This is a genomic window from Lichenicoccus sp. (assembly GCF_965276875.1).
In the GTDB taxonomy this organism is placed as follows: Bacteria; Pseudomonadota; Alphaproteobacteria; order Acetobacterales; family Acetobacteraceae; genus Lichenicoccus.
In genome coordinates this window covers 3776038-3800003 of the sequence record NZ_OZ255701.1, presented here as the reverse complement: position 1 = coordinate 3800003, position 23966 = coordinate 3776038, and the positions used below count along the sequence as shown (strand labels likewise).

General features: G+C 65.8%; 24 protein-coding genes and 1 pseudogene. 11 read left to right on the top strand and 14 right to left on the bottom strand.

Annotation, left to right across the window (positions count from 1 at the left end):
• Positions 1 to 187: 187 nt before the first annotated feature.
• The 5 genes from ACQY4K_RS18420 to ACQY4K_RS18400 are packed head-to-tail and all read right to left on the bottom strand — an operon-like array spanning position 188 to position 4414.
• Entirely contained in the window at positions 188 to 823 is a 636-nt protein-coding gene (locus ACQY4K_RS18420) for a 3-oxoacid CoA-transferase subunit B (protein WP_428391647.1), read from the bottom strand.
• Positions 823 to 1536, bottom strand: a complete 714-nt coding sequence (locus ACQY4K_RS18415; protein ID WP_428391646.1) for a CoA transferase subunit A — start codon at positions 1534 to 1536, stop codon at positions 823 to 825. Before ACQY4K_RS18415 ends, ACQY4K_RS18420 begins: the two co-directional genes overlap by 1 nt.
• Positions 1537 to 1551: 15 nt before the next feature.
• On the bottom strand, positions 1552 to 2718 hold the full coding sequence (locus ACQY4K_RS18410; RefSeq protein WP_428391645.1) for a thiolase domain-containing protein: 1167 nt from the start codon (positions 2716 to 2718) through the stop codon (positions 1552 to 1554).
• Entirely contained in the window at positions 2718 to 3722 is a 1005-nt protein-coding gene (locus ACQY4K_RS18405; RefSeq protein WP_428391644.1) for a fumarylacetoacetate hydrolase family protein, read from the bottom strand. Before ACQY4K_RS18405 ends, ACQY4K_RS18410 begins: the two co-directional genes overlap by 1 nt.
• Complete coding sequence (locus ACQY4K_RS18400) at positions 3719 to 4414, bottom strand: TetR/AcrR family transcriptional regulator (RefSeq protein WP_428391643.1); 696 nt, start codon at positions 4412 to 4414, stop codon at positions 3719 to 3721. Before ACQY4K_RS18400 ends, ACQY4K_RS18405 begins: the two co-directional genes overlap by 4 nt.
• A gap of 178 nt (positions 4415 to 4592) precedes the next feature.
• Between ACQY4K_RS18400 and ACQY4K_RS18395 the strand changes: the two genes are divergently transcribed.
• The 3 genes and pseudogenes from ACQY4K_RS18395 to glpK all read left to right on the top strand — a co-directional run bounded on the left by ACQY4K_RS18395 (position 4593) and on the right by glpK (position 8130).
• Positions 4593 to 5123, top strand: a complete 531-nt coding sequence (locus tag ACQY4K_RS18395; protein WP_428391642.1) for a cupin domain-containing protein — start codon at positions 4593 to 4595, stop codon at positions 5121 to 5123.
• An 81-nt stretch (positions 5124 to 5204) separates the two neighbouring features.
• Positions 5205 to 6538 (top strand): annotated as a pseudogene (glpD, locus tag ACQY4K_RS18390) (glycerol-3-phosphate dehydrogenase).
• An 83-nt stretch (positions 6539 to 6621) separates the two neighbouring features.
• A complete protein-coding gene (gene glpK, locus ACQY4K_RS18385; RefSeq protein ID WP_428391641.1) occupies positions 6622 to 8130 on the top strand; it encodes a glycerol kinase GlpK in 1509 nt (502 codons plus the stop codon).
• 6 nt (positions 8131 to 8136) lie between these two features.
• On the opposite strand, the gene ACQY4K_RS18380 is transcribed toward glpK, so the two are convergent.
• From ACQY4K_RS18380 to ACQY4K_RS18365, 4 genes are read right to left on the bottom strand one after another with little or no spacing between them, the layout of a single operon-like run.
• Entirely contained in the window at positions 8137 to 9294 is a 1158-nt protein-coding gene (locus ACQY4K_RS18380) for an acetoin dehydrogenase dihydrolipoyllysine-residue acetyltransferase subunit (protein ID WP_428391640.1), read from the bottom strand.
• 2 nt (positions 9295 to 9296) lie between these two features.
• Positions 9297 to 10295: an alpha-ketoacid dehydrogenase subunit beta gene (locus tag ACQY4K_RS18375; protein WP_428391639.1), complete on the bottom strand. Its 999-nt coding sequence runs from the start codon at positions 10293 to 10295 to the stop codon at positions 9297 to 9299.
• Positions 10292 to 11305 (bottom strand): thiamine pyrophosphate-dependent dehydrogenase E1 component subunit alpha, encoded by a 1014-nt coding sequence (locus ACQY4K_RS18370; protein ID WP_428391638.1) that lies wholly within the window; start codon positions 11303 to 11305, stop codon positions 10292 to 10294. The genes ACQY4K_RS18375 and ACQY4K_RS18370 overlap by 4 nt, the downstream gene beginning before the upstream one ends.
• A complete protein-coding gene (locus tag ACQY4K_RS18365; protein WP_428391637.1) occupies positions 11302 to 12594 on the bottom strand; it encodes an NAD(P)H-dependent oxidoreductase in 1293 nt (430 codons plus the stop codon). The genes ACQY4K_RS18370 and ACQY4K_RS18365 overlap by 4 nt, the downstream gene beginning before the upstream one ends.
• 231 nt (positions 12595 to 12825) lie before the next feature.
• Between ACQY4K_RS18365 and ACQY4K_RS18360 the strand changes: the two genes are divergently transcribed.
• Genes ACQY4K_RS18360 through ptsP form a run of 5 tightly spaced genes read left to right on the top strand, consistent with a single transcriptional unit; the run spans position 12826 to position 17161 of the window.
• Complete coding sequence (locus ACQY4K_RS18360; protein ID WP_428391636.1) at positions 12826 to 13248, top strand: transcriptional regulator GutM; 423 nt, start codon at positions 12826 to 12828, stop codon at positions 13246 to 13248.
• A gap of 25 nt (positions 13249 to 13273) precedes the next feature.
• On the top strand, positions 13274 to 13816 hold the full coding sequence (gene srlA / locus ACQY4K_RS18355) for a PTS glucitol/sorbitol transporter subunit IIC (RefSeq protein ID WP_428391635.1): 543 nt from the start codon (positions 13274 to 13276) through the stop codon (positions 13814 to 13816).
• Between the two features lie 14 nt (positions 13817 to 13830).
• Positions 13831 to 14862 (top strand): PTS glucitol/sorbitol transporter subunit IIB, encoded by a 1032-nt coding sequence (srlE, locus tag ACQY4K_RS18350; RefSeq protein WP_428391634.1) that lies wholly within the window; start codon positions 13831 to 13833, stop codon positions 14860 to 14862.
• Complete coding sequence (locus tag ACQY4K_RS18345; RefSeq protein ID WP_428391633.1) at positions 14862 to 15248, top strand: PTS glucitol/sorbitol transporter subunit IIA; 387 nt, start codon at positions 14862 to 14864, stop codon at positions 15246 to 15248. The genes srlE and ACQY4K_RS18345 overlap by 1 nt, the downstream gene beginning before the upstream one ends.
• Positions 15248 to 17161 carry a phosphoenolpyruvate--protein phosphotransferase gene (ptsP, locus tag ACQY4K_RS18340; protein ID WP_428391632.1) on the top strand — a complete coding sequence of 638 codons (1914 nt, stop codon included), beginning with the start codon at positions 15248 to 15250 and terminating at the stop codon, positions 17159 to 17161. Before ACQY4K_RS18345 ends, ptsP begins: the two co-directional genes overlap by 1 nt.
• Before the next feature lie 12 nt (positions 17162 to 17173).
• Here the strand turns inward: ptsP and pstA are convergent, their stop codons facing one another.
• From pstA to pstS, 3 genes are read right to left on the bottom strand one after another with little or no spacing between them, the layout of a single operon-like run.
• Positions 17174 to 18046: a phosphate ABC transporter permease PstA gene (pstA, locus tag ACQY4K_RS18335; RefSeq protein WP_428391631.1), complete on the bottom strand. Its 873-nt coding sequence runs from the start codon at positions 18044 to 18046 to the stop codon at positions 17174 to 17176.
• The gene (gene pstC, locus ACQY4K_RS18330) at positions 18043 to 19047 is read right to left on the bottom strand and encodes a phosphate ABC transporter permease subunit PstC (RefSeq protein ID WP_428391630.1); all 1005 of its coding nucleotides are present in this window, start codon (positions 19045 to 19047) and stop codon (positions 18043 to 18045) included. Before pstC ends, pstA begins: the two co-directional genes overlap by 4 nt.
• Before the next feature lie 4 nt (positions 19048 to 19051).
• A complete protein-coding gene (gene pstS / locus ACQY4K_RS18325) occupies positions 19052 to 20164 on the bottom strand; it encodes a phosphate ABC transporter substrate-binding protein PstS (protein ID WP_428391629.1) in 1113 nt (370 codons plus the stop codon).
• A gap of 274 nt (positions 20165 to 20438) precedes the next feature.
• On the opposite strand from pstS, the gene ACQY4K_RS18320 reads away from it, so the two are divergent.
• A complete protein-coding gene (locus ACQY4K_RS18320) occupies positions 20439 to 20606 on the top strand; it encodes a hypothetical protein (protein ID WP_428391628.1) in 168 nt (55 codons plus the stop codon).
• A gap of 5 nt (positions 20607 to 20611) precedes the next feature.
• Positions 20612 to 21235 carry an HNH endonuclease gene (locus ACQY4K_RS18315; RefSeq protein ID WP_428391627.1) on the top strand — a complete coding sequence of 208 codons (624 nt, stop codon included), beginning with the start codon at positions 20612 to 20614 and terminating at the stop codon, positions 21233 to 21235.
• A gap of 30 nt (positions 21236 to 21265) precedes the next feature.
• Here the strand turns inward: ACQY4K_RS18315 and ACQY4K_RS18310 are convergent, their stop codons facing one another.
• Both ACQY4K_RS18310 and ACQY4K_RS18305 read right to left on the bottom strand, forming a co-directional pair.
• Positions 21266 to 21694: a hypothetical protein gene (locus ACQY4K_RS18310; RefSeq protein ID WP_428391626.1), complete on the bottom strand. Its 429-nt coding sequence runs from the start codon at positions 21692 to 21694 to the stop codon at positions 21266 to 21268.
• 12 nt (positions 21695 to 21706) lie between these two features.
• Complete coding sequence (locus ACQY4K_RS18305) at positions 21707 to 22708, bottom strand: sugar-binding transcriptional regulator (RefSeq protein WP_428391625.1); 1002 nt, start codon at positions 22706 to 22708, stop codon at positions 21707 to 21709.
• Between the two features lie 89 nt (positions 22709 to 22797).
• Here ACQY4K_RS18305 and ispD point away from each other — a divergent pair, with 89 nt between their 5' ends.
• Positions 22798 to 23964, top strand: a complete 1167-nt coding sequence (gene ispD, locus ACQY4K_RS18300; RefSeq protein WP_428391624.1) for a 2-C-methyl-D-erythritol 4-phosphate cytidylyltransferase — start codon at positions 22798 to 22800, stop codon at positions 23962 to 23964.
• Positions 23965 to 23966: the final 2 nt, after the last annotated feature.

The window sequence follows — 23966 nt, the reverse complement described above, 5'->3', positions numbered from 1 at the left end:
CAGCCCGGGCGCAGGACAATAGTCGAAAGGCGCCCACGATCGAGCGAGGGCCAGCCGCTCTGTCGGCCTTGACCCCATTATTAACAGATTTGAACGGATATACAATATTGCAGAGTACGTGATTTGATTATTTTGCAGTGCAATATTGTGGCTGATGCCCGCGGGCTACGATGTCCGCCCCGTCAGATCAGGTGATGAAGCGCGCCGTCGTCCGGGTGGCGACCTCTTCGCGGGAGACGCCAGGCGCCAGTTCGGTCAGCCGGAACAAGCCCTGGCGATCGTCCCAGTCAAACACGCAAAGATCGGTGATGATCAGGTCCACGACGGTCTTGCCGGTCAGCGGCAAGGTGCAGGCCGGGACGAACTTAGGCTCGCCGTGCTTGGAGGTATGCTCCATCACCACGACGATCCGCTTGACGCCGGCGACGAGATCCATCGCACCGCCCATTCCCTTGACCATCTTGCCGGGGATCATCCAGTTGGCCATGTCGCCATGCTGCGATACCTCCATCGCGCCCAGCACGGTGAGGTCGATATGGCCACCGCGGATCATCGCGAAGCTGTCCGAAGACGAGAAGTAGCTCGACGATGCCAGTTCCGAAATCGTCTGCTTGCCGGCGTTGATGAGGTCCGGGTCCTCCTCGCCGGCAAAGGGAAACGGGCCAATCCCCAGCATGCCGTTTTCCGATTGCAGCGTTACCTCGATGTCGGCGGGCACGTGATTGGCGACCATGGTCGGAATGCCGATGCCCAGATTGACATAGTAGCCGTCACGAAGTTCGCGGGCCGCGCGGATTGCCATCTGTTCGCGTGTCCACGGCATCAGGCGGCACTCCGTTCGCGTATAGTGCGAAACTCTATGGGCTTGTCGTAATGATCACCTTGGACCAGGCGATCGACATACACGCCAGGGAGATGGATATTGTCCTTGTCCAGGCTGCCGACGGCCGCGATCTCCTCGACTTCGGCGACGCAGACCTGGCCGGCGGCCGCCATGGTCTGATTGAAGTTGCGGGCGGTCTTGCGGAAGATCATGTTGCCTGAAGCGTCCGCCTTCCAGCCTTTGATGATCGCGAGGTCCGCGCGTATGCCGCGTTCGAGGATGTAGGTCTGCCCGTCGAACTCCTTGAGCTCCTTGCCGTCCGCGACCAGGGTTCCGACGCCGGTTTTGGTGTAGAAACCGGGAATTCCGGCACCGCCTGCCCGGCAGCGTTCCGCGAGCGTGCCTTGCGGGCAGAACTCGACCTCAAGTTCGCCCGACAAGTACTGACGCTCGAATTCCTTGTTCTCGCCGACATAGGACGCCACGATCTTCCGGATTTGCCGCGAACGCAGCAGTTTGCCCAAACCGACATTGTCTATCCCGGCATTGTTCGACACGATGGTCAGATCGCGCGCGCCGTGCTCGGCCATCGCATCGATCAGGCGTTCGGGAATGCCGCATAGGCCGAAACCGCCGACGCAGATCGTCATGCCGTCGGTCAGCAGATCGGCGATTGCGTCAATGGCGCGCGGATGGATTGTGGTCCTGGACATGTGGCGCGGGCTCCCTCAGCGGATCGGCTCCAGGATGGAGACGCAGTTCGCCACCGCGCCGCCACCCATGTTGAAACAGAGACCCAGGCCGGGCGGACGCGCCAATTGCATGTCACCCGCCTCGCCGACCAGTTGCCGCGCCGCCAGCACGTGCATCGACACCCCGGTGGCACCGACCGGATGGCCTTTTGCCTTCAGCCCGCCGGACAGGTTGATCGGCAGGCGCCCGTCCCGCTGGGTCTGCCCTTCAATGACGCAGCCCGATGCGCGGCCCGGTTCGGCCAGCCCCATCGCCTCCATCGACAGCAGTTCGGCGATGGTGAAGCAGTCATGCACCTCGGCGAAATCGAGATCATCCACCCCAACTCCGCCCGCAGCATAGGCGCGACGGAACGCCTCGCGCGGACCTTCGAACGCCGCCAGCCGCTTGGCCGACATCGGCAGCAAATCGTTGACCTGCTCGGCGGCGCGAAAGCCGACAGCGCGACGGAAGTGCTTGGCCATATGCCGGGGCGCGACCACCAGTGCCGCGGCCCCATCCGACACCAGCGAGCAGTCGCTGAGCTTGAGCGGATCGGCAATCATCGGATTGCGCTCGGAGACATGGCGGCAGAACTCAAGGTCGATCTGCCGGTGCATCTGCGCCAGCGGGTTGCGCATCGCATTATGGTGGTTCTTGACCGCGACATGCGCCATGCCCTCCGCCGGATCGCCATACTCCTCGGCGTAGGCAACGGCAAAGCGCGCGAAGATCTGCGGGAACGACAAATCGCGCTCTTCCGCCTGGTAGCTGGCACCCGACAACGCCTTGGTCACCGCCGCCGAAGTCAGTCCACTCATCTTCTCCGCGCCTACCACGAGTGCCAGCGTAACGCGGCCGCTGCGCACGGCGTCCAGCGCCGCGTAGATCGCGGATGCGCCCGAGGCACAGGCATTCTCGCAACGCGTTGCCGGCTTGAAGCGCAGCGCCGGCATCGCGGCCAGCACCATCGACGAGCAGAAGCCGTCGCCGATCAGGCCGGAGTTGAAGTGGCCAAGCCAAACTGCGTCGATCTCCTGCGCATCGATTTCGGCGTCGGCGATCGCCTCGCGCGTGACCGCGCCGATGAGCTGTTCCAAGTTCTCATCCAGCTTGCCGAACTGGCTATGTCCCCAGCCGACGATGATCGGATCGTTATCCATCAGACGCGCCCTCCCGGATGGTCCGGCCTGACCAGCCGGTTGCGCAACACACCCAGCCCCTCGACCTCGAGTTCGACCACATCGCCTGGTTGCAAAAACCGCATATGCTCGATGCCGCAGCCGCCCTCGATCGTGCCCGATCCAAGGAACTCGCCAGGATAGAGCGTCTCGCTGCGCGAAATATGGGCGATCAGGTCCTCGAATTTCCAGTGCATCGTGCTGGTCTTGCCGCGCGTCCATTCCTCGCCGTTGACCCGGGCGATCATCGTCAGGTTGTAGGGATCGGTAAGTTCATCGGCCGTCACGAGCCAGGGACCCATCGGGTTCGAGGTGTCGAAGTCCTTGCCCTTGGCCGGCCCGAGCTGGCCGCCCATCTCCGCCCATTGCGCATCCCGCGCGCTCATGTCGTTGAAGATGGTATAGCCGTAGATGTAGGAGCGCGCCCCTTCCGCTGCGACATCGCATGCGCGCTTGCCGATATAGAGCCCGAACTCCAGTTCGAAATCCATGACCTCGCTGTAGCTTGGCCAGATTACGTCATGGCCGGTGCCAATGACGGCAAAGCGATTGGCCTTGTAGTAGATCGGCTGCTCGTAGAAAACTTTGGGGATTGTCAGGATCCCGTCGCGCTCCATCTCGGCCATCGCCGCCGCCGGATCGGGGGATCGCTGCGCGCGCATCTCGCGCATGTTGCGATAGGACTGTTTTAAATGGCCCTCGAAACACAGGCAATCTCGCATCTGCACCGGAGGCTGCAGCGGCGCGTGCAGCACGCAATCGGCAACCGCGACGACCACCTCGCCTGGCGGCGCGGTGAGCAGGTCATAGGCCTGGGCAAGAGCCGCGTCGCCGGATTCGATCATCGCCAGCACGCTCGCATAGGGCGCCTGATCCCAGCCGCGCCCGGCGCTGGCGGCGGCGAGGTCGACGATGTCCGTCCCGTCATGGATCACGGCGCCGGCGCGTGCGGCGCTGCCGCCGCATTGGTAGGTGACAAGCTTCACGAGGACGTATCCTTGAGGAGGGCGGGCGGACCTTGCAGGCACTTCAACAGCAGGGCGGTGAGATGGCGGATCATCGCGTCCACGTTCCTGGGGTCGGCCGCCCCCTTGCTCAACCGGACAATGCGACCGGAATCGAGCATCATGTAGGTCATGGCGCCAACGATGGTGTGGTAGGCCCAATGGATCTCGGCTTCGGAGTGCTTGGGCAGGAGCGTGCGCAGCTGGTCGGTGACGGCCACCGCGATCGGGTCGAGCATCTTCTCGACGATGCCGCGCTCGGACGAACGCGGGTCACTCACCTCGCGCGCCAACAACAGGCCAAACCGGCTGCCGCTGTCCTGCGATGTCATTCTGAGCATCGGCACCAGCACGGCCTTGAGGATCAACTCCAGACGGCGGTCAGGATCATCCTCGAGCTCGGCCAAGGCGAGCCCTATGTTTCTCTGCTCGACAATCGACGGTGTCCGTGACTCGAAGAGCGCGCAATAAAGTCCGAGTTTCCCCGTGAAATGATAGCCGATCAAGCCTGCCGGCACGCCTGCCCGGAGGGCGATCTGCCGCAACGATGTCCCGTCGAAACCATATTCTGAAAAGAACTCCTCCGCCGCATCCAGGATGCGCGTGCGGGCGGTGGCGTCTTCGGGCAACCGCGCCGCGTCGCGCGAGGCTGAGATCGTCGGCGCCGCCTTCATATCAACAACTCTCTCATTCGTCCTTCGCCTGGACCCGCATGGTGTTGAACGGCTCCGTGCAGCGCAAGCCCAAGAACCGCAATCCGTCATGCTGCGCACAAGGCAGACAGGTGAGCAAGAAACTTGATTGACTGTCCAATACTAGCCTAGTCTTCCTGGGACATCAAGGAGAGCGTCCGTGGTCAAGCGTTTCAGAAGGGTCGTCACCGGGCTGGATCAGCACGGGCGTTCCTGTATCGTATTTGATGGCGAGGCGGCCTGTGTTGCCGAGATGGCGTCGATGCCTGGTCTTGCCCTGACCGATGTCTGGGAGACAACGACCACACCCGCCAACAACAGCGGCATCGATGACGCGGTCGAACGACCTGTGCGGCTTGAGCCGCCGGCCGGCGGATCGCTCTTCCGGATCGTGGAGTTTCCGCCCGACAGCGCCTGGCGTGATGGTGCCGACGCTGGCGCCGCGTTCGCTTCGATCGGGTCGCATGACGCGCACGACGAAACATCCTCCGATCCGATGATGCACAAGACCGCCACCATCGATTACATCGTGGTCTTGAGTGGTGAGATGCATGCGGTTCTCGAGGCCGGCGAGACGCTGCTGAAGCCGGGTGACCTCTTTGTTCAGCGCGGCACCGTACATAGCTGGAGCGTGCGCGGCACCGAGCCCTGCATCATTGCTGTCGTGCTGGTCAACGCGACCCGTATCTGAATGCCGCAATCAACTCAAGCGCATGCCTGAATCGCGCGGTTGTTGGCTTGAAAGCGCGGGTCTACCACTGTCAACTCACCTATGCACGCAAGCCCGCGACCCGACCCTCCTTATGACCTGCTGGTCGTCGGCGGCGGCATCAACGGGGCGGGCATCGCGCGGGACGCACGCGGGCGCGGGATGCGCGTTTTGCTGGTTGAGCAGGGCGACCTGGCGGGAGCGACGTCGTCCGCATCGACCAAGCTGATCCACGGCGGCCTGCGCTACCTCGAATATTACGACTTCAAGCTGGTACGCGAGGCCCTGCGCGAGCGTGAGCGGCTGATCCGGATTGCGCCGCATATCATCTGGCCGCTGCGTTTCGTGCTGCCGCATGAGGATGCAATGCGGCCGGCCTGGCTCGTCCGTCTCGGCCTGTTCCTCTACGATCATATTGGCGGCAGGCGCAGCCTTCCAGGATCGAGCAGCGTGCGGTTCAGCAGATCCGCCTATGGCGCGCCGCTCAAGCCAAGGGTCAAGCGGGGCTTCATCTACTCGGACGCATGGGTCGAGGACGCACGGCTGGTGGCGCTGAACGCGCGCGGCGCCGCGGAACAGGGCTGCGAAATCCGCACACGCACGCGACTGGTCTCCGCCCACCGTCAGGATCGGCTCTGGCGCGCGGAACTCGAACGCACGCAAGACGGGCACCGATCGGCGGTGTTGGCGCGCGCCCTGGTCAACGCCTCCGGCTCCTGGGTCAGCGAGCTGCTGCACGAGAGGCTTTCGGTGCGCAACGACAAGGGCGTCCGGCTGGTCAAGGGTAGCTATATTGTCGTGCCTCGCTTGTATGAAGGCGGCCAGGCCTACATCCTGCAGAACCCGGACAGGCGCATCGTCTTCGCCATTCCCTACGAGCATCGCTTCACGCTGATCGGCACCACCGACGTGCCGGTGGCGGCAAGATCACAACCTACCGCAAGCTCGCGGAACACGCGCTCGAAAAGCTGGTGCCGGCGATCGAGGACGCTTCGTCCGCCTGGACACGCGCCTGGACCGAGCGCCAGCCGCTGCCCGGTGGCGACATGCACAATGCCCGCTTCGACCCGTTTCTTGTCGATCTGCGCAGGCGTGCGCCGTTCCTGGGTTCGGATCTGGCACTCCGGCTTGGACGGGCCTATGGCACCCGGGTTTACCAAATCCTCGCCGGCGCCAGCACGCTTGATGATCTCGGCGAGCGTTTCGGAAGCTCCCTGATCGCGCGCGAGGTCGACTACCTGATGGACCAGGATTGGGCGGGGACGTCCGAGGATATATTGTGGCGGCGCTCGAAGCTGGGCCTGCATGTCTCGGCCGAGGAGGGCGTCCGGCTGCTACGCTACATGCAAACCGGGCGGCCCGAAAATGGTGCGGATAAGACGGTAGACAAAGTCTAACCGCCAGCGCCGGCATGCCGCGGCGCGGCACCGCCGACCTGACAGGACTTCACATGAAGCCTTTTACGCAGGGGAGATCAGCAATGGCCACCAAGGACCAGATCCTGGCAATCGATCAGGGAACAACGTCCACACGCTCGATCGTCTATGACCGGCAGGCCAGTCCGCTCGCCACCGAGCGACGCGAGTTCGCGCAGCACTACCCCGAGCGCGGCTGGGTCGAGCACGATCCGGAGGATATCTGGCGCGATACGATGGCGACCGCGCGCGCGGCCATCGAGGCCGCGGGAGGCGGACCGGAGGCGATCAGCGCCATCGGCATCACCAACCAGCGCGAGACCGTTGTGGTCTGGGACCGCGAGACCGGCAAGCCGGTCTATAACGCCATCGTCTGGCAGGACCGCCGGACCGCTCGCTTTTGCGATCGTTTGCGCGAGCAGGGCGCCGAGGCGACGATCAGGGATCGCTCCGGCCTGCTGATCGATCCCTATTTTTCGGCCTCCAAGCTGCGCTGGATCCTTGATCAGGTCGAAGGCGCCAGAAGCCGAGCCGAGGCTGGCAAGCTCGCCTTCGGCACCATCGACAGCTTCCTGCTCTGGCGTCTGACTGGCGGCCGCGTGCATGCAACCGATGCCACCAATGCCTGTCGCACGCAGCTCTTCAACATCCACGAGCACGCCTGGGACGACGAACTGCTGCGCCTGTTCGACATCCCGTCCGCGCTGCTTCCCGAAGTGCGCGACAACGCCGGCATCTTTGGCGAAACCGAGCACAGCCTGTTCGGGCGCGCGATCCCGATTGCGGGTATGGCAGGGGACCAGCAGGCCGCGGTCATCGGTCAGGCCTGTTTTGCCAAGGGCACCGCGAAATCCACCTATGGCACCGGCTGCTTCATGCTGCTCAACACCGGCGAGCAGGCGGTCAGCTCGGACAACCGCATGCTGACCACGATCGCCTACCGCCTCGATGGGCAAACGACCTATGCGCTGGAAGGGGCGATCTTCGTCGCCGGGGCCGCGATCAAATGGCTGCGCGACGGCATCGGCCTGATCACGCGCGCCTCGGACACCCACGACATGGCGACCAAAGTGCCAGACAGCCATGGCGTCTACATGGTGCCGGGCTTTACCGGCCTTGGCGCACCGCATTGGGACCCGGATGCGCGTGGACTGATCTGCGGTCTTACCCTGGGCAGCGGTGCCGCGCATATCGCGCGTGCCGCGCTCGAGTCCGTCGCCTACCAGACGCTCGATCTCGCCGCCGCCATGCAGGATGACGGCGGCGGCGAGGCGCGGGCGATCCGTGTCGATGGCGGCATGGCGGCGAATGACTGGTTCTGCCAGTTTCTCGCCAACATCCTCGACGTTCCGGTCGAGCGGCCCACAGAGCTGGAATCGACCGCGCGTGGCGCGGCGTTTCTCGCGGGCCTCGCCACCGGCGTCTGGGACAGCCTCGATGCGATCAGCAAAGTCTGGACGCAAGGTGCCGCGTTCAAACCGGCGATGGAACCGAAGCTGCGCCGGACGCTGATCGACGGCTGGAACGAGGCCCTGGCCAGGACCCTGATGAAGCCGCCAAAGCCTCGCCCTTGAGACCCTTCACGCGCTGCGCACGAGTTCGTCGATCAGGGAGGCGACCAGGCGTGGCTGTTCGAGGTGCGGCATGTGGCCACACTCCAGTCGGTGCAGCGCGATCGCACCTGGCAGGCGGTTGGCCTGGCGGACGGGGATGATCGCGTCGTGCGTGCCCCAGATCAGCTTGGCGGGCACACGCAGCCGGGCGAGCGCGCCGCACAAATCAATCGCCTGGGTGTCGTCGGGAAAAAGTGCCGTGATCAGCGCGCGCTGATAGGCGCGAGCAGCCGGATCCTCGCGAACGCGCAATGCCGCCTGCACCAGTTCCGGTGTTACCAGGGCAGCATCGTTGAACAGGCGACGCAGCCAGGGTGCAAGGCTCTGCGCGCGCTCCGCGCCGGCGAAGCCACGCAGGAAGTCGCCGTCGATCTCCGGCCCCAGCCCGGCCGGCGCGATCAGGCAGACCGAGGCGCAACGCACGGAATCGGCGAGGGACAGTGCCACCGCGCCGCCGAGCGAATGGCCGATCAGATGCGGCGTCGTGACCGCTTCCTCTTCAAGGACGCGCCGCACCGCCTGGGCAAGCCCGTCCAGGCTCGCCGGCGCATCCGCCGAGGAGCGGCCATGTCCGGGCAGGTCGATCGCCAGGATCCGCCGTCGTGCCCGCAGGCCGGTCCAGACTGCTCGCCAGCCCGTCAGATCCGCGCCGAAACCATGCAGAAACACCAGCGGCGTGCCCTTCGCCGCACCCAGCCATTGACGATGCCATCCGCTGGTGGGGGTTGATGCACGCGGCAGGTCGTCGGCGACGACGCGGCCGCGTGGACCGGAGCCGCGGACATCCGACAGATCGACGCCGAGACGGCGCGCCTCGCGTCGCGCGAGTGGAGTGGCGCGCAAGGGCGCGGAATCGGTCTCGGGCGGCGGCTGATCCCATTGCTCGCCGTCGGCGACGATCCAGCCAATGCCGCTGCCAACTGCGACCTCCTCGCCGCCGGCCGCGCGCACGCCGCGCAACGTGCCGCTGGCCGGCGCCTCGATCTCCATCGCCGCCTTGTCCGTCTCGATCTCGAACAGCGGCTCGCCCTCGCGCACCGGCTGGCCCTCGAGCACGAGCCATGAGCCGATACGTCCCGAAATCATGTCCATGTCGACTCGGGGGAAGATGATCTCGACCGGCACCGCTACAGGCGTCCGCGCACGAGGGATTGCGAGGCGGCCACGATGTCGGCGACCTGCGGCACCGCCGCGCGCTCCAGTTCGGGATTGTACGGCAGCGGGCATTCCGCGCCGCCGAGGCGGCCGATCGGCGCGTCGAGCCGGTCGAACGCCTCGCTCTCGGCGATCATGGCGCTGATCTCACTGCCGATGCCCAGTGTCTTGACCCCCTCATAGACGCATAGCAGCCGGGTGGTGCGTGATCCGCTGGCGACGATGGTGGCGCGGTCGAGCGGACGCAGGCTGCGCAGGTCGATGATCTCGGCTTCGATGCCGTCCTCGGCGAGGATCGTCGCGGCCTCGAGCGCACGATGCACCATGATCGCGGTGGCGACGATGCTGATGTCGCGTCCCGGCCTGCGGATTTCCGCAAGCCCGATCGGCACGCGGTAGGGCTGCTCCGGAACTGGACCCTTCATTTTGTAGAGCAGCTTGTGCTCGAAGATCATCACCGGGTCGGGATCGTCGATGGCGCTGAGCAACATCCCCTTGGCGTCGTAGGGTGTGGATGGCTGGATCACCTTCAGACCCGGCACATGCGCGAACCAGGCCTCCAGGCTCTGGCTGTGCTGTGCGGCGGCACCCGTGCCGGAGCCGGCAGGGAAACGCATCACCAGCGGCACCGAGACGGCACCACCCAGCATGTAGCGGATCTTTGCCGCCTGGTTGGTGATCTGCTCCATCGCCAGGGTGGCGAAATCGGAGAATTGGAACTCCAGGATTGGGCGCCCGCCGCAGAGTGCGGCACCCACCGCGACGCCGGCAGCACCGAGTTCGGCGATCGGCGTATCGATCACCCGTTCGGCGCCGAAACGCTCGATCAGGTCGCCGGTAACCTGAAAGGCGCCGCCATAGACGCCGATATCCTCGCCCATCAGGAACACCCTGGGGTCCGCCTGCATCGCCTGGCCCATGGCTTCCTGCAACGCCTGGGCGTAGGTGAGCTCGCGCGCGATCTGGTTCATTGCTCGATCGGCGCCGAATAGACGTAGCACAGCAGGTCGGCGATGTCGGGGGCGGCGCTGTCGCGTGCGAAGGCGAGGCCTTCGGCGATCTCGGCCGCGACCTCGTCTTGGATGCGGGCGATTTCCGCGCTGTCGAGAATGCCTAGAGCGCGCAGCTCCTCCGCGAACATCTTGATCGGATCTCGCGTGATCCAGTCCTCGATCTCAGCCTTGCTGCGATAGCGGTTGCGGTCGCTGCGCGAGTGGCCGCGTATGCGGTAGGTCTTGCTTTCGATCAGCGACGGGCCGCCGCCGGCGCGCGCGCGATCAACCGCCTCGAAGGCGGCTTCGGCGACATCGGCAAAACGATTGCCGTCGACGATGCGGGCAGGGATGTCGTAGGCAGGCGCGCGGTCGGCGACGTTGGCGACCGACATCGACCGTTCGGTCGAGGTCGACATGCCGTACTGGTTGTTCTCGCAGACGAAGATCACGCCGAGCTTCCACAACGCCGCCATGTTCAGCGCCTCGTGGAAGGCACCCTCGTTGGAAGCGCCGTCGCCGAAAAAGCAAACAACGACGTCCGGACGCTTCTGCTGTCGCAACGCAAGGGCCGCGCCCACCGCGATCGGCAGCCCGCCGCCGACGATGCCGTTGGCGCCGAGATTGCCCTGTGCGACGTCGGCGATATGCATCGAGCCGCCACGGCCGCGGCAATAGCCGCTTTCCTTGCCGAAGAACTCCGCGAACATCCTCTTGGGATCGGCGCCCTTGCCGATGCAGTGGCCGTGGCCGCGATGCGTCGAGGTCATCTTGTCGTCGGGCCCGAGGGCGGCGCAGATGCCGACGGCGCTGGCCTCCTGGCCGATCGAGAGATGCATCGTGCCGTGGATCTGGCCGCGCATATAGGCCTGCTCGGCGCCTTCCTCGAACTGTCGGATCAGCTGCATACGGCGCAGCGCCTCGCGCAGTTGCGCGGGACTCAGCCGGTCATACACGGCGGGACGATTGCGTTCGAGGGCGGCGCTCACTGAAACAATGCGTCCTGGGCGCGTCGCAATTTCACGATCTGCATGGTTTCATCGACGCGGCAATTCTCGTAGGTCAGCGCCTCGCCGGCGCGGATCGGCGCCGTGACCACAGCGCGTTCGGCCAGGCCGAGCGGCAGCGACCTTCCCACGCGCGCGTCCTCGACGGTGGTGATCCAGCCGCGATAATGGTCCTCGCCGATCTTGCCCAATGTGACGCCGGGTTGCAGGTCTTCCTTAGCCAGACAGCCGCATTCGGCAACGGGGTAGTCCAGCGGCTGCATGTGCGGAACCCCATGCAGCACCAGCGAGGCCGCGGTCAGCGGCACCTCCAGGCTGGTCAGATGGTAGGGACGCAGGAACGTAAAATACGGCCCCTCCCCCATCTTGAGGTCGCGCATGCGTTCATGGATGCGCCGGTGCGGCGCCTTGACGACGACGAACACACCGGGGGCGACACCCTTGCCGACGCTGTAGTCGACGACACCCGCGCGCGACAGCACGCCGCCGTCACTGCGCGGGATCAGCGTGCGCGCAAGCTCGTCGCGGCCGGCGGCCGGACCGTGCATGCCAGGGCGGTCCGGCACCAGGCCGGTGGCGTTGGCGATCGCGCACATCTCGATCATCGTTTTCGAGCCGTCGATGAACTCGACCAGCATGCGCGGATTCATGTGCCGCGCGCGCGCCTCGTCTTCGTATTCGGCGGGTTTGGCGTTAAAGCGCAGCGGATTGTTCTTGCCCTTGCCGGCGGCGACGATCGGGTAGCCGAGGCCGCGGGCGAAGTTGACCAGTTCCATGGCGGCACTGGGCTCGTCGCCGGCGCCGAGCGAGTAGCCGACGCCGTGCCTGCGTGCCTCACGCACCAGCATGGCGCCGACGGTGACGTCCGCCTCGACATTCATCATCACCACGTGCTTGCCGGCAGCCATCGCCTTGAGTGCGAGTTCGGTGCCGATCCCCGGATTGCCGGTGGCGTCGATGATGACGTCGACCTGCCCGGTGACGCAGGCGATGGTGCCGTCCTGGGTGATTGCGATAAGGCCGGCGGCGATGGCGTCCTCGGCCTGCGCCTGCGTCTCGCACAAACGCGCCGCGTCGCGCCCGATGCCGGCGATGTCGAGGGCCAGGAAAGCCGCATCCAGACGCATCTCGGCCAGCACCGCAAGTTCGATGCCGGGCATCAAGGAGAGCTGGGTGACGATGTCGGTGCCCATTTCGCCGCAGCCGATCAGGCCGACCTGGACCGGCCGTCCAGCTTCGGCCCGCCGTGCCAGATCCTCTGCAATGCTCATGGCCCGCTCCTGCACCGTCACCGGAAGGATGTATACATTTGTGCCGTTGTCAACGCATTTGTAGAGGGGCTCGCATACGCCGAAACCACGATAATCTGGGATTTGCATGTTTCTGCTCACATTTTTGCGAGCAGATGCCCGACATATTGACACGTGAAAGAATGGATGTTCGGCTCACAGCCAATTCGAGTCCGGCGCCAACGGACCGAACATCAGGGCGGGGATACGATCATGACCTGGCAAACCGGGCTATTGCTGTTCGCCATGTGTTGGGCCCTGCAGATCGCCGGAACGATGCTGCAGATGCGGCACTACCGCGCTGTGCTGGGCCGGCTGTCCACCGATTGGAGCGACGGCTATGTCGGGTCGGGCAGTGCTCGGGCCGGGTTCGGCCGCGGCGCCATCAGCATCCTGGTCGTCGCCCCAAATGGCACAATCCGCCAGGCGCTGGTCATGCAGGGACGCACCGTCTGGGCGAAGTTCCGGCCGCTCGACTCCCTCCTCGGCGCGGATATTGAACAATGCCGCAGCGGCGCCGCCTTCGCTGCGCGCGACGCCCGCCTCGCAGATTCGTTCCGCGCCGCCGCCCAGCAGATCGACCGCATCGCAGCCGGCCGCGCGCAAGCCGCTCCGCGTGAGCCCATCGTCGCCTGAAACGAACTAAATTGGGGACAAGACCATGCTCATGCTCTCGCATCTTGCCACCGGATTTATCGGCGTCTTCAACGAAGGCGGCCGCACCTTCGTGGCGTTCGCGACCGGTATCCTGCCGACCCTGATCGTTCTGCTCACCGCGGTCTACGCGCTGATCGAACTGATCGGGGAACATCGCGTGCACCGGCTGGCGCGCTTCGCCGGGCGCTACGCGATCACCCGTTACACATTGCTGCCGGTGCTGGCGATGTTCTTCCTGACCAATCCGATGGCCTATACCTTCGGCGTGTTCATTGAGGAACGCCACAAGCCGGCGTTCTATGATTCCGCGGTGTCGTTCTGCCATCCGATCACCGGGCTGTTCCCGCACGCCAACTCCAGCGAATTGTTCGTCTGGCTCGGTGTCGCGCATGGGTTGATGCGTCTGCATCTGCCGCTCGGGCCGCTCGCCGTTCGCTACTTCATCGCCGGCCTCGTGGTGATCCTGCTGCGCGGCATCGTCACCGAGCGGATCACGATGTTCCTGGCGCGACGCCAGGGTGCGGCACTCGTCACCGCCCAAACCTGACGCCGGAGGGGACGATGGACCAGGTTCCGAGTGCAGCGCAGACCGGCCAGTTCCGGGCGGTGCGGGTCGAGCGTGGCGGACAGAGCTGGGGCGGCCCGCTGGTGATCCAGCCTACCGCGCAACGCGACAAGATCGTCGCCGTTACCGGCGGCGGCATCCCCCCGGTAGCGCGGCGTCTGGCCGAGCTGACGGGGGCGACCGCCGTCGACGGCTTCCGCTCGCCGCCGATCGAGAGCGAGATCGCCGCCGTGGTGATCGATTGCGGCGGCACCGCGCGCTGCGGCGTCTATCCGCGCAAGCGCCTGCCGACGATCAACCTGACCTCGGTCGGACAATCCGGCCCGCTCGCGCAGTTCATCACCGAGGACATCTATGTCTCCGGGGTGAAGCCCGACAACCTGATCCCGCTCGACGGCACGCAGCCGGCGGTGGCCGCGGGGGCGCCAGCGGGGGCGGTGGGAAGTACGGCCTCGCCATTCGTGATGAAGCCCGCAGCGCCGGTCGAGAACGACGGCGGCTTCACCGGCTTCATCGCCAATATCGGCCGCGTGATGGGCGGCGTCGTCGGCGTCCTGTTCCAGAGCGGCAGGCGGGCGATTGACCAGGTGATCCGCACCATCCTGCCGTTCATGGCTTTCGTCACCATGCTGATCGGCATCATCAACGCCACCGGGCTGGGTGCAATCATTGCGCATGTGCTGACGCCGCTCGGCGGCAGCCTGATCGGTCTGCTGCTGTTGTCGGCGATATGCGGTCTGCCGTTCCTCTCGCCAGTCCTCGGCCCGGGTGCGGTGATCGCCCAGGTCATCGGCGTGCTGATCGGCCAGCAGATCGGCAACGGCAATATCGCACCGCAATTCGCGCTGCCGGCGCTGTTCGCCTTCGACACCCAGGTCGGCTGCGACTTCGTGCCGGTGGGGCTGGCCTTGGGCGAAGCCAAGCCCGAGACCGTCAGGGTCGGCGTTCCGGCCGTGCTGATCAGCCGCCAGCTCACCGGGCCGCTCGCGGTAGTTATCGCCTGGCTGCTCAGCTTCGGACTCTATTGATGATGGACACCCTCTACAGCACCACGATCCGCGAAGTCGGCGCCGAGGCCGGCGACCTGCTCGACGCCGGCGTGCTGATCCTGTTCGCTGTGGGTGCCCCGCCGGAGCTTGCCGAGGTGTCGGTGCTGCATGAGGCGGCGGGCAGTCCCGGTGCCTGCCCGGAAGGCGGCGACGCCCTGCGGATCGCGGACCAGAATTTCTGTATCACCGCGGTGGGCGAGACCGCCTGGCAGAAGATCGCCGAGATCGGCCATGTCGTATTCTCTTTTAACGGCCTGGCGGTGGCCGAACGTCCCGGCGAGATCTGCGTCGAGCCGGTCCCTGGCGAAAGGCTGCGGGCGCTGCTGCAGCCGGGTACAGCGCTCTCGGTCATCGGCCTCGCTTGATGTTGCTCGAACAGGACGCGGTCGTCTCGCTTGACGAAGGTCTGCATGCGCGGCCCGCGGCGCGTCTCGCGCAATTGGCGAAGAGCTTTCAGTCGAGCATTGAAATCCATAAAGGCGGCGCTTCGGCAAATGCCAAGAGCACCGTCAAGATCATGCTGCTGACGGTCAAGCAGGGCGAGCGGGTGCGTATCCGCGTCGAGGGAGAGGATGCCGTGTCCGCCCTCGCCGAACTCGTGGCCTATGTTGGTGGCGCCGCGCCACTCGCCGATGCCCCGCCCGCGTTGCCGCAGGTTTCGGGTCGCATTGAAGGCGCCTGCGGCAACGAGGGCGTAGCGATCGGGCCGGCCTTCCTCTATCTGCCGGACCGCAGCGTGCCGCCACGGCGCAGCCTCGCCGCCGGTGCCATCGGCGCCGAGATCGAGCGCTTCCGCGCGGCAGTGCTGGAGGTTTGCGACACGATCGAAGCCGCGCGCGCCGATGGCGCCGAGAGCACCGAGGCACAGCTCTTCGCCGCCCTGCGTGAACTGGCCGAGGACGTCGAACTGCTCGGCCCGATCGAGCAGGCGATCGCCGGCGGCCAGGATGCCGCCTCCGCCACGATCGAGGTCAGCCGCGCGCTCGCCGAGCGTTTCGAGCGGATCGACGATGCCTATTTTCGGCTGCGCGCCGACGATGTCCGTGGCATCGGGCAGCGGCTCGCGGACGTCCTGCTTGGACGGCGCGGATGCGACCTCGCTGCCCTCTCGGAACCGTCGATCCTGGTCGCAAGCGAGCTGTCCGCGCTCGATTTCGCGCGGCTGCCGGCGCATCTGGTGCTTGGCCTGTTGACCACCGCCGGCGGCCCCACCTCGCATATCGCGATCATCGCGCGTGCCTTGGGCTTTCCCGCCGTGGTCGGCGCGCGGGCGCACGAGGACACGCTGCGGGCCGCGCGGCTGATCGCGCTCGACGGCGGCGCCGGCCTCGCCATCCTCAACCCCGACCCGACGACCCAGGCGGCCTTCGCGCGCCGACGCGACGAGGCGGACGCGGCGCGCGTCGAACTCGAGCGCTTCGCCCATATCGCGCCGCGCACACGTGACGGGAGCGCGATTGAGGTCGCGGCCAATATCGGCGCGGTCGCCGAAATCGAGCCGGCGCTGCGTGCGGGGGCGATGGGTGTCGGACTGTTTCGCACCGAATTCATGTTCATGCGCAACACGGCCCTGCCGAGCGAGGAGGAGCAGCTCCGCACCTACACGCGCGTGCTCTCGGCCTTCGCACCACATCCGGTGCTGATCCGCACCCTCGATATCGGCGGCGACAAGCCGATGGCCGGCATGCAAAGCGAGGCTGAAGCCAATCCGTTTCTCGGATGGCGCGGCATACGCATGTGCCTGGATCGCCCGGAGCTGTTCGACCCACAGCTTCGCGCCCTGTTACGCGCGGCGGTGCATGGCAGGCTGCGGGTCATGTTCCCGATGATCAGCGACGTCTCCGAGGTGCTCGCGGCGAAGGCGCGCCTCAGCGAATGTCGCGAAGCGCTGCACGCGCAGGGCCAGGAGACCGGACCGATCGAACTCGGCATCATGATCGAGACGCCGGCGGCCGCACTCTGCGCCCATGCGCTGGCACAGCATGTCGATTTCTTCTCGATCGGCACCAACGACCTGACGCAATACACGATGGCCGCGGACCGCACGAACGCCAGGCTGGCGCGTCTGAGCCGGGCGGATCACCCGGCGGTGCTGCGCATGATCGAACTCGCCTGCGACGGCGCCCGCGAGGCCGGCATTTGGATCGGCGTCTGCGGCGAGGCGGCCGGCGACCCCGCGATGATCCCCCGCCTGCTGTCGTGGGGCGTCAGCGAACTCAGCATGAGCCCGTCGCTGATCGCGCGCGCGAAACGCGCGGTGACCGAGTATGGCGCCTGACACAAGCGCGCCTCAGCGGCTCCGCAGGATCAGCCGCGAGGCGATGCTGAGCACGAGCACGAAGCTGGTCACCAGCAGGGCCGCGGCGTAGGCCAGGGCGTTGGCGGCAGCAGCCGGCTCGTTGATGAAGGTCCAGACCGCGTAGGTGAGATAGGCGATCGGCGAGCGGACCAGGTGGCCGTTCCAGAAATAGTTGGACCAGCCGGCGGTGTAGAGCAGCGGCGCGGTCTCGCCGACGGAGACCGCCAGCGCCAGCAGCACCCCGGTTAGCACGCCGGGCATCGCCACCGGCAGGCACACCTTGAGGATCACCTGGCGGTCGCCGGCGCCCATTGCATAGGCCGCCTCGCGCAGCTCCGAGGCGACCGAGGCAAACGCCAGTTCGCTGGAGCGGGCGATATAAGGCAGGCAGATGATGGCGAGCGTGATGCAGGCGGCGGCGGTGGAGAACTGCCAACCCAGCCCCTGCACCAGGATGACGTAGCCGGCATAGCCGAGCACGATGGACGGCACGCCCACCAGGGTGTCGGAGAAGAAGCGGATCGCGCGGGCCCAGAATTCGCGCGGGAACTCGGCGACGTAGATGCCGGCGGCGACCCCCAGCGGCACGGCTAGGATCAGCGTGCCGACGGCGAGCACCGCGGTGCCTTCAATGGCGTTGAGCAGGCCGCCGCCGTTGCCCTGGGTGGGCTCGGTGAAGATCGTTGGCGACAGCGCAGAGATGCCGCGCACCACGACGGTGCCGATGATCCAGCACATGGCGACCCCGAGCATTGCCAGCGAGGCGGCGCAGAGGGTCCAGCCGATCCGGGCCTTGATCCTCCGGCGCAGGGCCAAACCCTCACTGAGTGATGTCGAGCCATGTTCGGAGATCGCGTCGCTCATCGTCCGGGCTGTCCCGCATACGAAAGCATGACCCGGGCGATGGTGTTCACCACCACTGACATCAGGGACAGCACCAGCGCGATCTCGGCGAGCGAGCGCACGGCAAAGCCGGTCGGATCCTGCAGCGCGCTGTCCAGTTGCGAGACGACGAAGGAGGCCATGGTGCTGACCGGGCCGTAGATGTTGGACGGCACATAGCCCAAGGCGTTGCCGCTCACCATCAGCACCGCCATCGTCTCGCCCAGGGCTCGGCCGATGGCGAGGATGCAGGCGCCGATCAGCACCGTGCGCAAGCCCGGCATGATCACCACCCAGACGGTCTCGAAACGGGTGGCGCCCATCGCGGCGGCGGATTCGCGCAAGGACACCGGCTGACGCACGATGGCATCGCGCAGGGTGGCGGTAATCAGCGGCACGATCATCAACGACAGCACCAGCCCCGCGGTCAGCAGACCGTAACCGTTACCCGGCGGACCACCGAAATAGGGAATGAAGCCGATGATGTGGGTGAGTGCCGGGAACACATATCGCCCGAACAGCGGGATCAGCACCGCATAGCCCCACAGCCCGAACACCACGGAGGGGATCGCGGCGAGCAGTTCGACGAACAGCGAGAGCCAGACCCGCGCCCAGCCGGGCACTGCCTCGGCGAGGAAGATCGCAGCCCCCACCCCAACCGGCACCGCCACCACCATGGCGATAAGGGTCGAGAGCAGGGTGCCGCCGATCAGGAACAGGATCGCGTAATGCGCGCCGGGCAACACCATGACGCCATTGCGGGTGACGGGATCGCCGTAGGTATTGCCCAGGCTCCACTCGCTGCCGCCCAGGAAGCTCGTGCCGTTGAGCACGATCGCCGGCCAGGAATAGATCGCCAGGAACAGCACCACCGCGACGACACCGGCCGGCAACGCACCCCCCGTCACGGCGAGCAGGGTGCGAAAACGCCACACCCGCCGCAGCAAGGAGTCGGTCCGGCTCGGCGTCGTGACAGGCGCCACGGCCTTAGTGCGAGCCGATCTTGTCGATTTGCGCCTGGCTCAGCTTGACGATCGCCGGCGGCAGCGCCACGAAGCTGACCTTGTCAAGATATTGCGGCGAGTTGCCGTGCTCGGGCGAGATCGCCCAGGTGAGGAACTTCTTGATCTTGCTCGCCGTCGCGGCACTCGGCTGCTTTGCGTTCACGATCGCATATTCGTAGTTGATGATCGGATAGGACTCCGCGCCCGGCGCGAAGATCAGGCTGATGCTCTCGCTCTGGGGCGTCTCGCCGGCCAGTTGCCCGGCGGCGGCCTTGACGGTCTCGGGAGACGACAGCACGAACTTGCCGGCCTTGTTGCCGAGCGCTGCCTTTCCGAGCTTGTTGTCCTCGATCGCCTGCTTGAAGCTGATGCCGACATAGGCGATCGAATAGGGCGCATTCTTCAGCGCGTTAACCATGCCGGGGTTGCCCACGGCGCCGATGCTGCCGGGCGTGGCTGGCCAGTTCACGGTCGTGCCATAGCCCAGCGACTGCTGCCATTCCAGCGCGCTGGCGGAGAGATACTGGGTGAAGATGAAGGTGTCGCCGGACCCGTCGGTGCGATGGATCGTCACGATCTTATGGTCGGGCAGGGTCAGGCCAGGGTTGATCTTCTTGATTGCGGGGTCGTTCCAGTCGGTGATCTTGCCCTGGTAGATCCCCGCCAGGACCGGCCCGTTCAGATGCAGGTGCTTACCCTCCATCCCGGGAACATTGTAGTTCACCATCTGGCTGGAGATCGCCAGCGGGATGTTCATCATGGTCGGATGCATCTTGGCCAGCGTCTTGCTCAGGTAGGCATCCGATGCGCCGATCTGCGCCGTGCCCTCGATCGACTGTGAGATGCCGGTGCCGCTGCCGGTGCTTTGCGGGGTGATCTGCAGGCCCGGATGCATCTTCACGTAGGCAGGGATCCAGAGGTTGAAGAGCGGATAGAGCAGGCTCGACCCGGTCTCGATGATCTGCGGGCCGGCAGCACGTGCGGCGGGGGCGGCAATCAGGCCCGTGCCGATAGCCGCGGCGCCAAGCACGGCGGACAAGGCGACGCGGCGCGTAAGCCTTGCGGCAAGACCGCGTTGTCTGTCTCTGATTTGCAATGCAACCTCCAATGGGAACTCGACCGGCCCGATCCGGTCTACACGGACACGCGAGCGGTATAGCGAAGTTCCGGCTCGAAACTGCTACAGTTCCATGACGAATGCATCGCCAAGTGAGACAGGTCCCGGAGAGCGCAAGCGTCGCGCCGGAGTTTACGAAAAACTTACACCTGCACGCTAGCCTCCCGCGGGTTGCAAGGACTTATGGAGGCCCCGCGTGCTTGACTCCGCAGACAGTGCACCTCGCGCGTGCCTTCTGGCGCCGATCCCGGCCATGGAGGAAGCTGCCGACCTGCTCGCCCAGGCAGCGGATTGCCTGCTGGCGGGGGATACCGACGGCGCATTGCGTTGCCTGCGGGTCGCCGACATGCAAACGCTACGCGAGCATGCGTCCCGCGCGGCCCAAAAGACCGCGATCTGCACGCCGCCTTCTACGCGCTGACCGCCGTGGTCGATCACCTCGTTCCGCATTCCCGTGGCGGCACCGATGAGGCCGGAAACCTCGTCACAAGCTGCCAGTCATGCAACTACGGCAAACGTGACTGGATCATTGAGGAACTCGGTCTGTCAGACCCGCGGATGCGGGCTCCTCGCCTCGATAGCTGGGACGGCTTACGGCGTCTCCTGGTCCGGACCGACCGCGTCGCCGCGCAACAGGATTTGCAGGATCATTGGTTTGCCGAGCTGGATCGCGGCGCAGGCCTTTCCGCTCGCCTGCTGGCCTGCCTGGAGGGCCTTCGCGATCTCGGCGTGACGTGGAGCGTCAATAAGGTCCTGATCGTCAACTTGACCGTTGGACACCACAAGCTCGCGATCTTCGGGATCGAGCGAAATGGCGATATCGAAGTTCCATGGTATATTGCCGAACACAAGGCGGCGTTCAGGAATTTTGCCGTAACGCTCGCCGGAGCGATCAGCGGCGCCGTGTTCTATGAAACACAAAAAATGTGGAGGGTGAAAACCAGCCGCGGCCGGGTCTGGGTTGCCGAACTCCTGGATGCATCGCCGGCGCTGCGCACAGCGTTCGCCGACCTGCGCCGTGCGCTGCCTGGTCCGTCAAACAAGGCCTGAACCGCCAGGCGATGCACCAGGCCACGTCCGCTAAAGCTCCGCGGCGGCGGCAACGTTTCGTCTGCGTGTGGCGGCCGCCTTCAGCGCCGCGTTTCTGCGCCGGATCGTCAGGCCGGCACGAACCGCGGCGACCTTGTGCTGCAGTTCCGTCCTGACGATCCGCTGCCTCGCGTTCATCTCAGCCGCAAGCAGACGAAACCAGGGGGCGGGCTCGGGCCGGCTGCCGACGCACCATGCCTCCTCGGCGACAAGCAGCTCATGCGTCTCGACGAGACCGTGGTCATAGAGGCGATGACACGTCCAGCACAGGCGAAAGACGCGACGCGCGTCTTCGCCTTGTCCGGGATGCACGTGCGCCCAGGTCAGTGCGCTCACGATTGTGAGGCCGCAGGTGATGCACCCATCCTGCGCACCGCGACGACGGAGCTGGCCGCAGGTCAGGGTAAGCAGTGCATTCATTCCCGTATCGTATCATAAAGCCTTTGATCCTTCCATGGGCAGTGAAGCAAGCAGCCCGCCTGCCGCATGTTCGTCGGTAATGATGACGCTGGGCGACAGCAGGCGCATGGCAGCCAGCATCGCTTGCACCTTGTTCCAGCCGCCCGAGGCCAGGACCAGCCTGGGTGCCTGGCGCAACTGGCGCGGGTCGACGGCGACGACGCGGCGGTTCAGCGGATGGTCAATGATCCGGCCGGACTGGTCGATGAAGCGGCAGAGCACGTCGGCGACCGCGCCGGCGCGACGCAATTGTTCGAGTTCGTGCGGCGGGATCAACTCGAGCCGGGCGATCGTCGAGACCGGCGAGAGGTCGCCGACGCTTACCAAAGCGACGTCGATCCGACGCGCCAGGGTGAACACCTCCTCGATGCCGGGATGGGCGAGCAGGGCCGCGTGCGTCGCCTCGTCCGGGGCATAGACGGGGGCTGCCATCATGTAGCAGTCGGCGCCGAACATGTCGGCGAAGCGCCAGGCGAACTCCGACGGGTTGACCCCGGCGGCGCGGGTCAGCGCACCGAGCAGGGAGACCACGGTCAATTCGGCGAGGCTGCGGCTGGCGATGTTGGTCAGGCTGTGACGCAGCGTGCTGCCCCAGCCGAGGCCGACGCGCATGCCATTGCGCAGGGTGTCGTTGAGGTAGGCACCGACCGCGGCGCCGAGGAGAGCGGGCAGCCTGTCGTCGTTCTCCGGCGAGGGGATGACGATTGCCTGACGGATCGCGAAGCGCGTCTCGAGCTGGCGTTCAAGCGCCACGCACGCGGCCAGCTTCGAGGTCACCCGGATTTGCACGGTGCCGTCCTGGCGACAGCTCGCCAGCATCTTGAGCACGCGTATGCGGCTGATTTCCAGCTTTTCGGCAATCGCGTCCTGGGTCAGGCCCTCCATGTAATAGAGCCAGGCGACGCGGGTCCGCAGGTCGCTGTCCCTGGCTTCGGGCTCGGTTGCGCCGGTCCGAAGGGGCTGGTGTCTGGCCATACTGTCCGCTTCTGCTCCAGAGTGTCGGTTGCTGAGATGTATGATAATGGGTTTGCGATGAGCACCATGTTGCAAACCGGCCGACCCGCATGACCGCTGCGATCATCGTCGGTGCCGGACGCGGGCGGCGGATGGGCGGCCCGATCCCGAAGCAATATCGTAGCCTGGATAACATGCCGGTGATCCGGCACACGCTGCTAGCCTTTCTGCGGCATCCGCAGATCGAGCAGGTGCAGTCGGTGATCCATCCCGCCGACCTCGGGCTCTATGAGGAGGCGACCGAGGGGCTGTCCCTGCCGCCGCCCGTCATCGGCGGCGATACACGCCAGGAATCGGTGCGCTTCGGCCTGGAAAGCCTTGCCGCGGCGCCGCCGGCCAAGGTCATCATTCACGATGCGGTGCGACCCTTCGTCGAGCAGGACACGATCAGCGCGGTGATCACCGCCCTCGATCACGGACCCGCGGTGATCACCGGGCTTGCCGTTCCCGATACGCTCAAGCGCTGCCGCAATGGCCTCATCACCGAAACCGTCGACCGCACCGACACCTGGCGCGCGCAAACCCCGCAGGGCTTCCACTTCGCCGAGATCCTCAAGGCGCACGAGGAGGTGCATTACAGCGACCCGATCCATGCCGGTCTCACCGACGACAGCCTGGTGATTGAACGCTACGGCCTGAGCGTCGCCCTGATCGAGGGCAGCGACGATAACTTCAAGATCACCACCGAACGCGACCTCGAACGCGCCGAGTTGATCCTGCAACGCGGCCGGCAGGAGAACCATGTCGGCTGGGGCTTCGATTTCCACGGCTTCGGCCCCGGCGGTCAGGTCGTCATGTGCGGCATTCCCGTGGTCCATTCCCAAGGTATCGCACGCAGCCACAACGCCGATATCCCGCTCAACGCGGTAACCGACGCGCTGCTCGGCACCATCGGCAGCGCCCCGAACGAGGCGCATTTCCAGCCTGACATGCCGGGCTTTCGCGGCAAGACCTCGGACTTTTTCGTCCGCCAGGCGGTCTCGCTGGTATCGATGAAAGGCGGCCGCATTGTCCATCTGGACCTGACCATCCTCACCGCGGCGCCCGATATCGCAGACCACCGCGAGCACATGACGACCCGGCTCGCCTCGCTGCTCTCAATTGACCGCAGCCGGATCAGCATCAAGCAGGCGACGACCTACCAGGCCGGCTATTACGGTCGCGGCGACGGCATCGGCGCGCAATGCCTGGTGACGACGCAATTTCCCGCACTTTAGCC